This window comes from Pelobacter seleniigenes DSM 18267 (assembly GCF_000711225.1).
In the GTDB taxonomy this organism is placed as follows: domain Bacteria; phylum Desulfobacterota; class Desulfuromonadia; order Desulfuromonadales; family Geopsychrobacteraceae; genus Seleniibacterium; species Seleniibacterium seleniigenes.
The window spans coordinates 1,974,691-1,989,121 of the sequence record NZ_JOMG01000002.1; the positions used below are offsets into that span (position 1 = coordinate 1,974,691).

The 14,431-nt window shown below is 53.4% G+C and carries 14 protein-coding genes and 1 tRNA gene; 6 read left to right on the forward strand and 9 right to left on the reverse strand.

Features of this window, described 5'->3' with window-relative positions; translation table 11 throughout:
* Nucleotides 1–44: 44 nt before the first annotated feature.
* Nucleotides 45–1,061, forward strand: coding sequence for a zinc-binding alcohol dehydrogenase family protein (locus N909_RS0111820; protein ID WP_029915298.1), 1,017 nt, complete (start codon nucleotides 45–47; stop codon nucleotides 1,059–1,061).
* Nucleotides 1,062–1,150: 89 nt separating this feature from the next.
* Here the strand turns inward: N909_RS0111820 and N909_RS0111825 are convergent, their stop codons facing one another.
* On the reverse strand, nucleotides 1,151–1,966 hold the full coding sequence (locus N909_RS0111825; RefSeq protein WP_029915300.1) for an SDR family oxidoreductase: 816 nt from the start codon (nucleotides 1,964–1,966) through the stop codon (nucleotides 1,151–1,153).
* Between the two features lie 285 nt (nucleotides 1,967–2,251).
* On the opposite strand from N909_RS0111825, the gene N909_RS0111830 reads away from it, so the two are divergent.
* The 4 genes from N909_RS0111830 (at nucleotide 2,252) to N909_RS0111845 (ending at nucleotide 4,685) form a co-directional block, all read left to right on the forward strand.
* Nucleotides 2,252–3,016 carry an SDR family oxidoreductase gene (locus N909_RS0111830; RefSeq protein WP_211253985.1) on the forward strand — a complete coding sequence of 255 codons (765 nt, stop codon included), beginning with the start codon at nucleotides 2,252–2,254 and terminating at the stop codon, nucleotides 3,014–3,016.
* Between the two features lie 166 nt (nucleotides 3,017–3,182).
* Entirely contained in the window at nucleotides 3,183–4,034 is an 852-nt protein-coding gene (locus N909_RS0111835) for a glycerophosphodiester phosphodiesterase (protein WP_029915304.1), read from the forward strand.
* Between the two features lie 64 nt (nucleotides 4,035–4,098).
* Nucleotides 4,099–4,593, forward strand: coding sequence for a tRNA adenosine(34) deaminase TadA (gene tadA / locus N909_RS0111840; protein WP_029915306.1), 495 nt, complete (start codon nucleotides 4,099–4,101; stop codon nucleotides 4,591–4,593).
* 4 nt (nucleotides 4,594–4,597) lie between these two features.
* Nucleotides 4,598–4,685, forward strand: a tRNA-Ser gene (locus N909_RS0111845).
* Between the two features lie 358 nt (nucleotides 4,686–5,043).
* On the opposite strand, the gene N909_RS0111850 is transcribed toward N909_RS0111845, so the two are convergent.
* The 3 genes from N909_RS0111850 to N909_RS0111860 form a co-directional block, all read right to left on the reverse strand.
* A complete protein-coding gene (locus tag N909_RS0111850; protein ID WP_155005926.1) occupies nucleotides 5,044–5,565 on the reverse strand; it encodes an SPFH domain-containing protein in 522 nt (173 codons plus the stop codon).
* A gap of 122 nt (nucleotides 5,566–5,687) precedes the next feature.
* Entirely contained in the window at nucleotides 5,688–6,014 is a 327-nt protein-coding gene (locus tag N909_RS0111855) for a hypothetical protein (RefSeq protein ID WP_029915309.1), read from the reverse strand.
* A gap of 197 nt (nucleotides 6,015–6,211) precedes the next feature.
* Nucleotides 6,212–6,610, reverse strand: a complete 399-nt coding sequence (locus N909_RS0111860; RefSeq protein ID WP_029915311.1) for a hypothetical protein — start codon at nucleotides 6,608–6,610, stop codon at nucleotides 6,212–6,214.
* 493 nt (nucleotides 6,611–7,103) lie between these two features.
* Here N909_RS0111860 and N909_RS0111865 point away from each other — a divergent pair, with 493 nt between their 5' ends.
* A complete protein-coding gene (locus tag N909_RS0111865) occupies nucleotides 7,104–7,328 on the forward strand; it encodes a hypothetical protein (protein WP_029915313.1) in 225 nt (74 codons plus the stop codon).
* Nucleotides 7,329–7,643: 315 nt separating this feature from the next.
* On the opposite strand, the gene N909_RS0111870 is transcribed toward N909_RS0111865, so the two are convergent.
* The 5 genes from N909_RS0111870 to N909_RS0111895 form a co-directional block, all read right to left on the reverse strand.
* The gene (locus tag N909_RS0111870) at nucleotides 7,644–8,900 is read right to left on the reverse strand and encodes a (Fe-S)-binding protein (RefSeq protein WP_029915315.1); all 1,257 of its coding nucleotides are present in this window, start codon (nucleotides 8,898–8,900) and stop codon (nucleotides 7,644–7,646) included.
* A 22-nt stretch (nucleotides 8,901–8,922) separates the two neighbouring features.
* Nucleotides 8,923–10,329: an FAD-binding oxidoreductase gene (locus N909_RS0111875; protein WP_029915317.1), complete on the reverse strand. Its 1,407-nt coding sequence runs from the start codon at nucleotides 10,327–10,329 to the stop codon at nucleotides 8,923–8,925.
* Between the two features lie 80 nt (nucleotides 10,330–10,409).
* Nucleotides 10,410–11,309, reverse strand: coding sequence for a dihydrodipicolinate synthase family protein (locus N909_RS0111880; protein ID WP_029915319.1), 900 nt, complete (start codon nucleotides 11,307–11,309; stop codon nucleotides 10,410–10,412).
* A gap of 462 nt (nucleotides 11,310–11,771) precedes the next feature.
* Nucleotides 11,772–12,746, reverse strand: coding sequence for a tripartite tricarboxylate transporter substrate binding protein (locus N909_RS0111890; RefSeq protein WP_029915321.1), 975 nt, complete (start codon nucleotides 12,744–12,746; stop codon nucleotides 11,772–11,774).
* Nucleotides 12,747–12,906: 160 nt separating this feature from the next.
* Nucleotides 12,907–14,430 (reverse strand): tripartite tricarboxylate transporter permease, encoded by a 1,524-nt coding sequence (locus N909_RS0111895; protein ID WP_029915323.1) that lies wholly within the window; start codon nucleotides 14,428–14,430, stop codon nucleotides 12,907–12,909.
* Nucleotide 14,431: the final 1 nt, after the last annotated feature.

Below are 14,431 nucleotides of genomic sequence, written 5' to 3' on the forward strand. Positions count from 1 at the left end.
TGGGGAGTTCATGCCGCCGTAGAAGGATAAATCATATGGAAACAATGAAAACACTGACCTGTGAAACACCAGGTAAATTTGTCATGAGCGATCAGCCGGTTCCTGTCCCCAAAGAGGGAGAGGCCCTGGTGCGCATCACCCGTGTCGGTATTTGTGGAACTGATCTTCACGCTTTTGCCGGGAATCAGCCCTTTTTCAACTACCCCAGGGTCCTCGGGCATGAACTGGCCGCTATCGTCGAGCAACTACCCGAGGGGACGACCGGGCTGGCGGTCGGTGATCAGGTCTGTATCGTTCCGGTGATCGGCTGTGGAACCTGTATCGCCTGTCGCAACGGCAAGCCCAACTGCTGCGTCAACATCAACCTGCGCGGTGTCCATAGCGACGGCGGTATGTGCGAATACATGGCCGTGCCGGTCGAGAATCTGATCAAAAACAGCAACCTGACCCCGGATCAGTTGGCCTTGGTGGAATGCTGCGCGATCGGCGCCCATGCGGTTCGGCGGGCACAGATCCAGGCGGGTGAAAAGGTGCTGGTGGTCGGTGCCGGTCCCATCGGCCTGGGACTGATGCAGTTTGCCCGCGCTGTCGGCGGCGATGTCATCGTGATGGATGTTTCCGCCACGCGTCTGGCCGTGGCCAAAAATGACCTGGGTTTCACCCAGACCATCCAGATCGGTGTCGATGATCCCAAGGCCCGTCTGGCGGAATTGACCAATGGCGATTCCCCCACGGTTATCTTCGACTGTACCGGCAACCCCAAGGCGATGATGGACGGCTTCCTGTTGCTCGCCCATACCGGCCGCTATGTTCTGGTCAGCCTGGTGACCGCGGATATCACCTTTCCCGATCCGGAATTCCATAAACGCGAAACCACCCTGTTGTCCAGCCGCAATGCCAACAAGGAAGACTTTGAGTGGGTCATGGAGTGCATGGAAGCAGGGAAGGTCAATGTCGGGCCGATGGTGACGCATCGCTGTCAATTTGACGAAACCCTGGAGCAGTTCGCCAGCTGGACCAAGCCGGAAACCGGTGTGGTCAAAGCGGTTATCGAAATCTGAACAAAAAAGGGGCGACTTTGGCAGTCGCCCCTTTTTTATTGAATCACCCTTGCTCTTTCGCCCTTGTCCCCGGGCTCAGCTGGCCGGGTTCAGATATTGTGGGCCAGGTAGCCGCCGTCGACCGGAATGGAAACCCCGGTGACAAAGCCGGCGGCCTTGTTGCTGGCGAGGAACAGGGTTGCCCCGGCCAACTCCTCGACATCGCCAAAGCGGCCGTAGGGGGTGTGGTTGATCACCGCTTTGCCGCGGGCGGTGTATTCACCGGTTTCCTGGTCGATGAGCAGGGCTTTGTTCTGTTTGCCGATGAAAAAACCCGGGGCAATGGCGTTGACCCGGATGCCATGCTGGGCGAATTCATTGGCGGTGGCCACGGTCAGGTTGAGGGTTGCGGCCTTCGCTGCATCATAAGCCCAAACCCCGGAGAGGGGATTGTAAGAGGCCATGGAGGTGAGGTTGATGATCGCGCCACGGATGCCGGCTTTGATCCAGTAATCGGCCAGGACCTTGGTCGGGATCATCAGCCCGGCCACCAGGTTCATGTGGAGGACTTTTTCAAAGGTCGCCAGGTCGGCGTCGACAAAGGCCGATTTGCCCAGGTTGCCGCCGACTCCGTTGATCAGAATATCGACTTTGCCGAAGCAGGCGATGGCATTCTTCAGGGCCTTGGCCACGGCTTTTTCATCACCGGTATCGCAGCGTTCGCCGCGCAGTTCGCCAGTAGGCTGTTCGTTGCTGCTGAGTTTTGCGACAGCCTCGTCAATCGATTCCTGGCTCCGGCTCCAGATCATGACATTGGCTCCGGCCTTCAGCAGTGCGGCGGACATGACGGTGCCGATAGCTCCGGCGCCTCCTGTGACGATTGCGGTCTGACCCTTCAGGCTGAACATCTCTTCCAGGTATTGCATGCGATCCTCCATGGTGGTGAGAGTAAATAGTTTTAAAATACGATAGATAGTTTTGTATCATGAAACTAAATCATCGTCAAAAATAATCCTTTTACCGATTCCAATGGTTTTGTCAGGACAAAGAGCTTTTACTTAACTTATTGGTATATAGATTTTAATCTCTAGATCTTTGATTCGATTGTGATAGAATTTCCGAAGTTTTAAGTTTCATAAAATCTGTCATGTGTTTTGTATTATGAAGCTTGCGTCATGGTTCCATTTTCCTGAAGGAGTTATGCTATGAGTATTGTTGAAAAATTTTCCCTGGTCGGGAAAACCGCACTGGTCACCGGTTGCAAGCGTGGGATCGGCAAGGCCATGGCCGTTGGTCTGGCTGAAGCCGGCGCGGATATTATCGGCGTCAGTGCCTCTCTGGAAGAGACCGGCAGCGAGGTGGAAAAAGCGGTCCAGGCCTGTGGGCGTAAATTCGCCGGCTATCGCTGTGATTTCAGCGACCGCAGCGCATTGCGCGGTTTTATCGCCCGGGTCACCAAGGAGCATCCGGTCATCGATATCCTGGTCAACAATGCCGGCACCATCAAGCGCGCCCCGGCTGCAGAACATCCCGACGAAATCTGGGATGAAGTGATCGAGGTCAACCTGAGTTCGCAGTTTATCCTCTCCAAGGAGATCGGGCGCGGCATGCTCGAACGCGGCTCAGGCAAGGTTATTTTTACCGCCTCCCTGCTCACCTTCCAGGGTGGGATTACCGTGCCCGGCTATGCCGCCAGCAAAGGCGGTATCGGCCAGCTGACCAAAGCCCTGGCCAATGAATGGGCCGGACGCGGGGTTAACGTCAATGCGGTTGCCCCCGGTTATATTAAGACCGACAACACCCAGGCCCTGCAGGACGACCCGGCCCGCAGCAAGGCGATCCTGGAACGGATTCCGGCCGGACGCTGGGGAGTCCCGGAAGATTTTGCCGGGCCGGTGGTGTTCCTGGCCTCGGCGGCCGCGGATTACATGCACGGTGAAGTCATGGTTGTGGACGGCGGCTGGATGGGGCGCTGAGCAGAGCGCAAAGCGGGACGTGAAGTGTGCAGCGGCGGATTTTTTAGCGCTCCACGCTTCACGTTTTCTTTTCCTGGACGGTTCAGTTATGCTTTAGCCGGAGGATGAAAAGTTTAAAGGAAAATTTTCTCAGCAGGGCAGGCTGCTCAGTGTTTTGGATGGGTTTATGCTAAAGCCGTTTTTCCAACATTTTTCCGCGCCGGGGCTGGTCTGTGCCCATCGCGGAGCCCGTTCCATCGCCCCGGAAAATACCTCGCTGGCCATGGTCAAGGCCCAGGCCTGTGAGGCCGACCTCTGGGAGACCGACGTCCAATTGACCGCCGATGGCGTGGCCGTCCTGTTTCATGACGATACCCTGGTGCGCACCACCGATATCCTGGACAGAGCCGCCTTCAGTGGCAAAGCAGGACTGCGGTTGACCGAATTCAGCTGGGCCGAGTTGGCCGCTCTGGATGCCGGCTCCTGGTTTATTCACACCGATCCGTATGGCACCATCCAAAGTGGCGAGGTTCCTCAGGAAGCTCTGCCGCTGATCGCGCAGCAGCGTATTTTACGGCTGGAAGAAGCCCTGCGCTATTGCCGCCAGCATGTTTTTCCGGTCAACCTGGAACTCAAGGATCAGCGCGGCACCGCGGCCGATGGCCGGATTGTGGCAACGGTGCTTGACTTGATCCGCCAGACCGGGACCGAGGAGCTGGCACTGATCTCTTCCTTCAATCATGATTACCTGCGCCAGATCCGTCAGCAGGCTCCCGAACTGGCGATCGCGGCCCTGGTGGAAGGGGCTCATCCGCCGGAGCTGGTGAACTATTTAAGGACGCTTGGTTGTGATGCCTACCATCCTGATCAGCGTTTGATCGATGCCGACTTTGTGCGTCAGCTGAGCGCAGCCGGTATGCCGGTTAACCCCTGGACAGTCAATGATGAGGCCCAGGCCCTGGAGTTGCTGGACGCCGGAGCTTTTTTCATCTGCACTGACTGGCCGCAACGGTTGCGCAAAGCGCGTCATTCTGCTTGAATTAAATTCGTTTTCATGATAGAAGCACAAACCTGCCCGATTGAGGCACCAGAGGGCGTGATTAATGAACTCAACGCAGGAGCAGGACCGGTACTTCATGCAGCAGGCTCTTGATGAGGCTGCCCTGGCTGAACAGCTGGACGAAGTCCCCATCGGCGCCGTTGTCGTGTACAAAGGTGAAATTGTCGGTCGCGGCCATAATCTGCGCGAAACCAGCAATGATCCGACCACTCATGCGGAAATGATCGCCATCCGCCAGGCGGCGCAAGCCCTTGACTCCTGGCGGTTGTTGGATTGTACGTTGTACGTGACCCTGGAACCCTGTGTCATGTGCATGGGCGCCATCATCCTGGCCCGGATTCCAAACCTGGTGTTCGGTTGCCGCGACCCCCGGGTCGGCGCCGTCGGTTCCATCTACAACCTGGCGGAAGATGAACGCTTCAACCATCGCGTTGCGGTGCAAGAAGGGGTTCTGGAGCAGGAATGCAGTACCCAGCTGAAGAATTTTTTCCAGCGCCTGCGGGCACGGAATAAGGCAAGGAAGCTGGTTCAAGAATAAACATGGAGAGGTGTCCGAGCGGCCGAAGGTGACAGACTCGAAATCTGTTGTCGCGCAAGCGACCGGGAGTTCGAATCTCCCCCTCTCCGCCATAACAAAAATAGCTCCTGCCGTAAGGTAGGGGCTTTTTTGTTATTCGCAGTCCAGGAGATTCGAAGCGCAGTGAGCGCTGACTGAATGTCAGAAAAGCGGCCAGGGATGGCCGCGTCAGCGAACGAAGGGGAGCCGACGCAGGATTGAGCGTGAAGCGAAATCCGTAGTGGGGGAATCTCCTCCTCTCAACCATAATGAAAACAGGTAGTTACCTCATGCTGGCTACCCGTTTTTTCTTTCTTATTTTATTCTTCGAGGTAGCTCTCAAGGTAGCTTTTGAATTTTGCTAAAGGACCTTGCGAACACCGCCGAATCTTTTCAGATTATGGCGCTCGCGTTTACCTTCTGCCTGCGTGTCTAAGCATTTTTCTTTCGGAATAATATGCGAGTTTTAATACCAAACTTTTCAATATGTGGTTGAAGGTTATGGATAATTTTTTCTGTTTCTTTGTTTGAATAGTACGGATCGGATATTTGAGCTTCTGAAATTTCTAATATTTTAATTTTGCTTAGATTTCTCAGATCTGTCTCAATATTTTCACGAATTATTTTTTCAACTGTTTTTTCGGGATCACCATTTGTCGTTGCTTTAAAAAAAGCGATTGGATCCTGAATATTCCAGAATAGTTTTGCAGTTATCTCTGGAGTGCCAGATAAATAAACCTCAACCGTCTGAACGCGATGTGCCTTTATCAAGTGGGCCTCTTGAAGGAATGGTATTTTGAAATGAAGGCCTCCCTTTACAGGCTTGCCAACTATTTCTCCATTCTGCGTGATAATTGCTACTTCATCGACGTTCACTTTGTAAAAGAAATTAGGGTCGCATCCTTGGATGAGCGGAAAAATCAGTAACAGAAATATTAGGGCTATTTTTTTCATACTAATCATACTAATTATAGTGCCTAACGTAGTGAAAACCGGCGGCGACGAACTGCTGGGTAACCACCGCAATTTAGGTTTTTCTTTTCGGGAAGCACCCAGCCATTTTCCATCCGCTTACTTTAATGGTTAGCAGTTTTTGCTGCATGAAATAGACACTTTAGTACTGCTACAATAGCCGATAAAAGCACAGCAAAGATGGCATTGCTGATAAAAATTGTGCCCCAGAGAATAATGGGATTTTCTGGCTGGAACCCGACGCCTAGATAAAGCGTATTCACTAACCCCGCCGGTACCATTAAGAAGAAATAAATAAGCATTGTGGCGTTAGCGATGAATTTGGGCAGGGAATACGGCAGACTACCAACAACAAGGCAAAGCGCACAGAGGGCGGCATAAGCCCCTAGTAGACGCCAATAAGTTCTTTTAAAAACTTGAGAAAATGTCATAGGGTTGGCCTGCTAACGAGGGTGTAGAAAAACCCCTGCGCTCCAATGTTGTTGGGAAATCGGCTTCGCCATTTTCCCTCAGATCAACGGTTTGGTGACCGGCTGCGTCGTGCCGGGTCAAAATAGTAGAGACCTTTACGAGGACCGCCCCAGCATCACCAGTCCGGTCGACTGGATTGTTGGAATCCCTCGGCTCATTATTCTGCGAACAACTCGTTCACCAACTCTGGCGTCATGGCGAAGTCACTTAGTCCCTCGACCTGAGTACCAATGCCGCGTATACGATTTTGCGGCACAAGAAAGATTTTGCTTTGATCGAGCAAAACTCTATCCTCGTCTGCAATGAGTTGAACCACTGCAAGGATGTGAAAAAGATTAGGCAACCTGTTTATTCTGAAAGTGTCGCCGGTGGTTGTCTTCACTTGAATAGCTCGAAAGGCGTTACCTCGGATGGCGATAAGATCATTTCCAGAGTCTTTGATCGGCGGTGCGGCCTGGACGCCATGCTCGAGAAGACGAAGCTGGACGAGGATTTCGCCCGCTGTTCCTGTGCTCATGTTGTTTGTAATCGGGTTCATATCATTCAATTCCAACATGTAATATGCTTGATACTGGCCATGTTATAACACGGCTTGTGTCGGGAAATCTTAATTTAATCTTTGTTATTTCAGTATGTTATCTTCTTTTCTTAATTTTCTCTTTAACGTGATATATAGTTCCTGCTGCTATTTATTAATGTCTTCCCCCCAGCCCAACCGCCTCAACTCTATCCAGATTTCAGCTTTGGACAGTCTGAGTCCTTCCGATCGGTGCTTTTTGACTTCTCCGCAGAATTCTTGAGCATTGTTAAAGCAGCTTCTTTGATCGGGGCCTCTGAAGCATCATAGGTACTGATCAGCGATAAATGTTCCTCTGACAATCCTTCGGCAGAGCTGTTTACCTTCCTGCTGCTATAAGATTGACTCTCTCCAGTCAGGGCCCACTCAAGGTCAAAACCTTTTTCCCTACAAAATGAGTATTGATAAATTACCAATCAAAAGCCAAAGCACCAAAAAATAAAACAAAATTCTAGCACGAAAGGGGGGCCTTATGGACGCAAAAAATAGGCTCAGGGAAAGTGAGACCGATCTTTCAACGGCTGAAGAGCTGGCGAATCAGGTTTTTCGGTGTAGCTATCACACCTGCATGACCGAAATAAAAGTCATAAAAGGCTTCCCACCGGCCATAGGTCACCCAGGAGTTAAGGGGAAATTGCACTGGGTGCGCGATGATGTGATCAACAGGCGCAACGAAAAATACCGTCGCGCCTGTTGATATCAGTTTTTCCCGGTAATAGCCGTTATCGGGAAAAAAGAGAGGGGGGAGCAGTGTAGCTATTGCTCCGGTGATGAATCAGTAAGATCAGGCCGCATAGGAAATCTTGGGATGCCTGAAGTTATTTTGCACATGCCTTGGTCGATTCTGCAAAGTCTACTGACATGGTGTTGATTGAGGCCACCGCTTTCGGAATGTCCAAACCTTTTTCACGTAAACGAACTACCTGCTTACGGTGGTCGAATTGCGTCTGTTGATTGAGCTTTCAGCCGGCGAAGTTATTCATACTTTATGGCGACACACTATAATGAAAAATCAACTAATGGCGTCGGATAAAAGATCAAGAATATGGACTGCATGTTGTTTTCCCCCGGCGTGATTGATGCTGTCCTGCAGTTGCATGATGCACCCCGGGCAATCGGTGGCTACCAGACCGGCGCCGCTCTGCGCGATATGGGTGGCCTTCTTGGCGCCGATCTTTTTGCTGGTGTCGTAATGATAGACCGAATAGGTGCCGCCCAACCCACAGCAGCTGCCGGCATTGTCCATCTCGACGTACTCAACCTGGGGCAAGGCTTTGAGAATCGCCCGGGGCTCCTTGGTGATACCATGGTTACGCAGGTGGCAGGGATCGTGGTAGGTCACCCTGGTCGGTTGGGCCACTTTGGGCAGGGTCGCCAGTTTTTCCGGCAGCCCCTGCTGAACCAGAAATACGAAGATATCGCGGACCTTGGCTCGGTAGGCCTCGAACTCTGTCCCCATGCCCGGATAGATCTGGGTCAGGCCGGAATGGCAGGAGGCACAGGCGGTGACGATATAGTCGTATTTGTGGGCCTGCAGCATGGCCAGGTTTTTCCCCGCCAGGGATTCGACGGTATCCTTGGCCCCGGCGGACACCGCCGGCAGACCGCAGCAGTTCTGGTCTTTGGGGATGATGATGGTCACCCCAAGAAACTTCAGGGCCTTGAGCAGGGCCTCGCCGCTGTCCGGGTACATGTAATTGATGCCGCAGCCGGTGAAAAACAGCACCGTCGGCTGGCCTGCCTGGCCCGGGATCACCTCGGGGTGACGCTCGCGGAACGGTTTGGCCGTAATCGGGGGCAGGGTGCGGTCTGAGCTGATGAAGGGGGCGGGAAAGCGCAGCCGCAGACCACTTTGCTCCGGGACCTTTTTGAACAGCAGCTTGGAGAAGGCGCCGCCGCTTTTGACCAGCAGGTTCATCAGCCCCTGGTGCTTGAGCACGGTGGCAACGCCCTTGCCGAAGGTCGAGAGCCCTTTGCGTTCGGCGATCTCACGCCGGGTCGCGGCGACGATCTCTTCGGTATGGACCTTGTTGGGGCACTGGCTGTAGCAGCTGCTACAGAGCAGGCACTGGGACATGTCGAGCAGGAACTGCTCTTCCAGATCGACGTTACCTTTGAGCAGGGCGTCGGCCAGGGCGATCTTGCCCCGCGCCACACGGCCTTCGTGCTTTTCGGCGCCGAAGGCCGGGCAGTGAGCCCGACAGGCGCCGCATTTGACGCATTGTTCAATTTCGCTACGGTAGTCTTGGAGTTTTTTAAGTTCAGCCATAATTGCTCACCATAACCGCCGCTTAGTGAGCGGCGGTAACGCCGGTTTTGTCGCTGGGGAACATTTTACCCGGGTTCAGAATGTTGTTGGGGTCAAGGGCTTTCTTGATGGTTTTCATGTAGTCGATGCTGGCATGACTCAGTTCCATCTCGATGTAGGGGGCCTTCATGATGCCGACTCCATGCTCGCCGCTCATGGTTCCGCCCAGTTCCAAGGCGCCGGCAAACACTTCCTTGATGGCCTTTTCCGCTTTTTCGCTCTGCCCCGGCACTTTGTTGTCGATCATGACGTTGACATGGATGTTGCCGTCGCCAGCATGGCCGAAGTTGACGATGGGGATGGCGTAGCGGTCGGAGATCTGATCGATCTTGCGGATCATCTCCGGGACCTTGGAGCGGGGAACGCAGATGTCTTCGTTGAATTTGTCGGGATTGACCCGGCGCAGCGAGGCCGACACCGAGCGGCGGATCTGCCAGAGGGCTTCGCTCTGTTCCGGGGTTTCGGCGATGCGGGTTTCGACCACGCCGAGGGGTTTGATGATGGCGGCAATCTTGGCAGCCTGTTTGTCGAGGAACTCGCGGTCGCCGTCGACTTCGATGATCAGCACGGCGTTGGCACCCTCGGGAACTTGCAGGTCGGTGGCCTTGCGCACGCACTCCAGGGTGCGACCATCCATAAACTCCAGCGTGGTCGGGATGATCTTGCCGCGGATGATAGCGGAGACCGCCCGGGCCGCACCGTCGATGGAGTCGAACAACACCAGCATGGTCTTTTTGGCTTCGGGTTTGGGGAGCAGCTTGATGATGATCTTGGTGATCACCGCCAGGGTCCCTTCGCTGCCGCAGATCAGCTTGGTCAGGTCGTAACCGACTACCCCTTTCATGGTCGGGCCACCGGTCTTGATGATGTCGCCGGTCGGGGTGACGATCTCCAGGCCGATGATGTAATCCTTGGTGACACCGTATTTGACGCAGCGCGGCCCGCCGGCGCATTCGGCGACGTTGCCCCCCAGGGTCGAGACCTTCAGGGACGCCGGATCGGGCGGATAGAACAGGCCGACTTTTTCCACCGCCTGCTGGAACTGTTCGGTAACCACGCCGGGTTCGACGGTGGCGACCAGGTTCTCTTCATCGATCTCGAGGATTTGATCGAGCCGCGACAGCCCCAGCACGATCCCGCCGCTGACCGGCAGGCTGCCGCCGGTGAAACCACTGCCGGCGCCCCGGGGAAACACCGGGATGGCGTTGGCGTTGGCCAATTTCATGATCCGGCTGATCTGTTCGCTGCTGTCGGGATGGACCACCACATCGGGCAGGAACTGGCGTTGAGTGGCGTCGTAGCTGTAGCAGATCAGATCGGCTTTTTTAGTGGAGACATGACTCTTGCCGCAAATCTCTTGCAGCTGTTGCAGTATGGTTGGCGATAGCATTGATTCTGGCTTTCCTTTCAAAAAATCCTGTGTCCACCGATGACTGTCTTAGCAAACCCCATTCAGCAAGTGGTCAGCGATCATACTTTCAGTTGATATCCTTTAGCATTGAGATAGTCGACGATCTGGATCATCTGCTCCACGGTCTTGGCATCGGCATCCATGCCTGGATGACGCACCTTGGTCGAGGTAAACACCCCCATGCGCTTGAGCAGGTGCTTACGCAGGGAGATCCCCACCCCGGGCTGGAACTCCCAGCGCGTCAGCGGCAGAAAATCGTAGAACAGCTGCTTGGCTTCCGTCCACTGCCCGGCCTGGGCATGATTGAACAGCTGCACCAGCAGTTCGGCATAGACAAAGCCGGTCATGATCCCCACCGCCCCCAACTGCAGCTCTTCCAAGGCATAGTTGCCACCCAGGGCACCAAACACTTTCAACGGCTCACCGACGGTTTTCTGCAGCGCCTGCATCTTCATTCCGGTTGGAGGATCTTCCAGCTTGATGTATTCGATGAATTCAGCCGTCTCGAACATTTTCGTGATCAGTTCCACCGACATAGTGATGCCGGTCACGGCCGGATAATCATGGATGATACATGGGATCCGGGCGGCCGCCGAAACCTGCTGATAATATTCCAGCAGCGGCTTGTCCTTCTGGATTCCGTGCGGCCCCAGCAACAGAGCATCGGCGCCCAGGTCACGGGCTTTCTGTGCTTGCAGCCTGGCCGGGTCGGTGGCCGGAGCCCGGGTGCCCACCACCAGGTGCATGTCGGAGGGCATCGTGCTACGAAACAGCTTGATGATCTCGGTGCGCTCAGCGTCGGTCATTTTGGGACCTTCGCCGAGCGCGCCCATAATCGCCAAGCCGTGCACTTTTTTCTCGGCCATGCAGGCCACCAGGCGTTCAATGCTGGCATAGTCGACCGAACCGTCATCGAGAAACGGGGTCGGGACAATCGGGTAGATTCCTTTGAGTTCCATAGAATAGACTTTCTCAGCTTGTTATTTAGTTTTCATCCGGAAACGACCCTTTTCCGCTGTGGTGGTGTCAAGCTGCGGGTTTTCTTGTGCGGCGTAAAGGACTACACCACCGCGTAACCCATTGATTTCATTGCTACAAAGAAAAATCGCTCGTTTCCAATCTGAAAACTTAGCCGTTACCCTGCGGAGTTTCCGGATGGCAACTATTTAGCGTAGACAACAGGATTCATTGGCAGAATATGGTGGGTTTATTGGTTATAACAGCCGTCTCAATTAACTCTATTGAGTTGGTGTCCTTGTAAAAATACCTGAACGTTGCCTATTACGGTATTCAGCACCTTGACCTTCCCTTGCCTGAGGGCCTCGGCCAAATCTTGTTCACTCATCAGAGGGCCCAGTGAAGTGTTAAGATTGACCTGTTCCGGACGCATCTGGTCGATGCGTCCGGAGACAAGCTGTTAATTACTGCTTCACCCAGGGGTTGGTTTCCCACAGATGGCGAAAATCATTCTGGTTGGCCTGGAGAGCTTTCAGGAAGTCTTCGGGTCCCAAATAACGCAGAGGCAGATTTGCCTCCTCGCATTTTTTCTGAAATTCCGGATCATTAATTGCTTTTTCCACGGCTTCTGCAAACTTTTTCACGATTTCATTAGGGGTGCCGGCAGGCATGGCAATCCCTCTTATCGATGCCATGATGATGTCAAATCCTTGCTCCTTGAAAGTCGGAGTGTCTGGAAAAAGAGCCGTTCTTTTTTCTGACATTTGGCCAAGAATTTTGACCTGTCCGGTCGAAACAAATTCCTTACCTTCGCTAACGTTGATGACACCGACATCGACGTGACCACCAAGCAGTGCCGTTCTTGAAGCACCAGCACCGTTGAAAGGAATATGTTTCATGGTAACACCAGCCGCCTGAGCAAAGAGTTCAGCCGCGATATGGTCGTCAGATCCGATTCCGGTTGTGCCATAGCTGACTTTGCCTTTTTTTTCCTTAACGTAAGCAACCAAGTCCTGCAGGTTATTCAGAGGACTGTCACTTTTGACCAAAAAGGAATCCGGATCATCCATCAACTGAGCCACGGGAATGAAAGATTCCAGCTTATAGCGGGTGTTTCTTTGCATTGGGATGGTGAGAACGTTGGGAGTATTAATGAATCCAACGGTATAGCCGTCAGGTTGTGCTTCAGCCAGTGCGGTAAACCCGATTTCTCCACCGGCCCCCGGTTTATTCAGAACAACAACAGACTGGCCAAGATACTTTTCGATATATATTGCTGCCATGCGTGCAGCAACATCGGTCGATCCCCCCGGGGAATAGGCAACAATCATGGTGATTGGCTGATCACTCGGCCAGGCGGCCTCTGCCTTAGGCGCCATCGGCAATGCAAAAGTCGCTATCAAGACCATCAGGAAAACGAACTTCATTGTTTTTTTCATCAATTTCCTCCTGTAAGTTGTGTTGATATTCACTGCTGCTGTCTGAGCTATCTCATCTGCTTCTTGAGCCACTTCGCTATTGATTCAGGGATTTCGACCTCCTTTTCTGACGACTTCTTATGATTGAAATTCCACAGAGTTTTCAGGTTTATGGCAGTTATTAGAAATCACCGCTGGCAAGTGCGGCTTCCTCGGTCCCGCCTGCTTTTCTCCTGCGGTAACTCCGATATACCGGAAAAATGAGGCTGATGGCGGTCAACAGTACCAGTACCGCGGATAATGGCTGGGTAAAAAGTTCAACCGGGGAATCAGCCAGCATGAGGGCTCGGCGCAGTTCGTCTTCGGCCATACCCCCTAGAATCAACCCCAAGACGGCTGGAGCGACGGGAATACGAAGCCGCAGCATGACCAACCCAATCAGGCCGCAAATCAGCATAGTATATACATCGGCAATTGAATTATTGATGGCGTAGGTGCCGACAACACTGAGTACGGCGATGGCTGAGGCCATCAGGGTGGGAGGAATTTTCAGGCACTGAGCGAAGACGCGGGAACCAAAATAACCAAATGCAAGCATAATGAAGTTAGTGAAAAACATACCCCACATCAGGCCATAAACGATTGTCGGAGATTTGACAAAAAGATTCGGACCGGGCTGCAGGCCATGAATCATCAGCCCGCCGATCATGACTGCGGCAACCGCGTTGCCAGGGACTCCAAACGACAGCATAGGCGCCAGAGCGCTTGCCGTTACAGCATTGTTAGCGGTTTCTGACGCTTTTATCCCATCGATGGCACCGCTGCCAAATTGGCTTTTTTGCTTGGAGCGTTGGCGTGCGTCATTGTAGCTGATAAATGCAGCAATATTTGCCCCGGCGCCCGGAAGCATGCCAACGACAACGCCAATCACTGACGAACGTATCCATATACCCCAGGACTGTGCCGTATCCTTGGTCCAATTCCAGCCTTTTGCCGCGCCGAGGACAATTTTGTCCTGTGACTGATTCTTACCGTGTTTTTCCAGAATGAAAAAAACTTCCGGAATGGAGAACAGGCCGATTAAGGCAACGAGTTGAGGGATCCCATCAACCAGATAGGTCGAGCCGAAATCAAACCGAGTGATGCCGGTGATAGCATCGGTGCCGCTGGTGCTTACCAGAAGGCCGATAAAACCGCTGATCAGGCCCTTGATGGTCGAGCCACTGATAAAACTGGCGATGGTGGAAAGACCGAGCACCGCAACCCAGAAATATTCGGCCGGACCAAACTTCAATGCCAACGCTGCCAGATAGGGTGCCACAAACATCAGTGCCAGGGCGCTGATGGAACCACCAAACGCGGAACTGATGACCGATGTTTGCAAGGCAAGAACTCCTTCGCCACGTTTGGCCATCGGATAGCCATCCAGGGTTGTACAAACGGCCGCTGGTGTCCCTGGAATATTGAGAAGTATCGCTGCAATGGAGCCACCGTAGATGGCTCCGTTGTACATACCCGCCATGGCCAGCAGGGCCGTAAGGGAATTCAGGCTGAAAGTAAATGGGATCAGTAAAGCGACTCCCATGGTGGCGGAAAGGCCAGGAAGTGCTCCGACGATGATGCCAACGCCGGTCGCGACTACCATAGCTATGATCGACGTCCATTCAAAAACGGAAGACAATGATGCAATTAAATGTTCAATCATG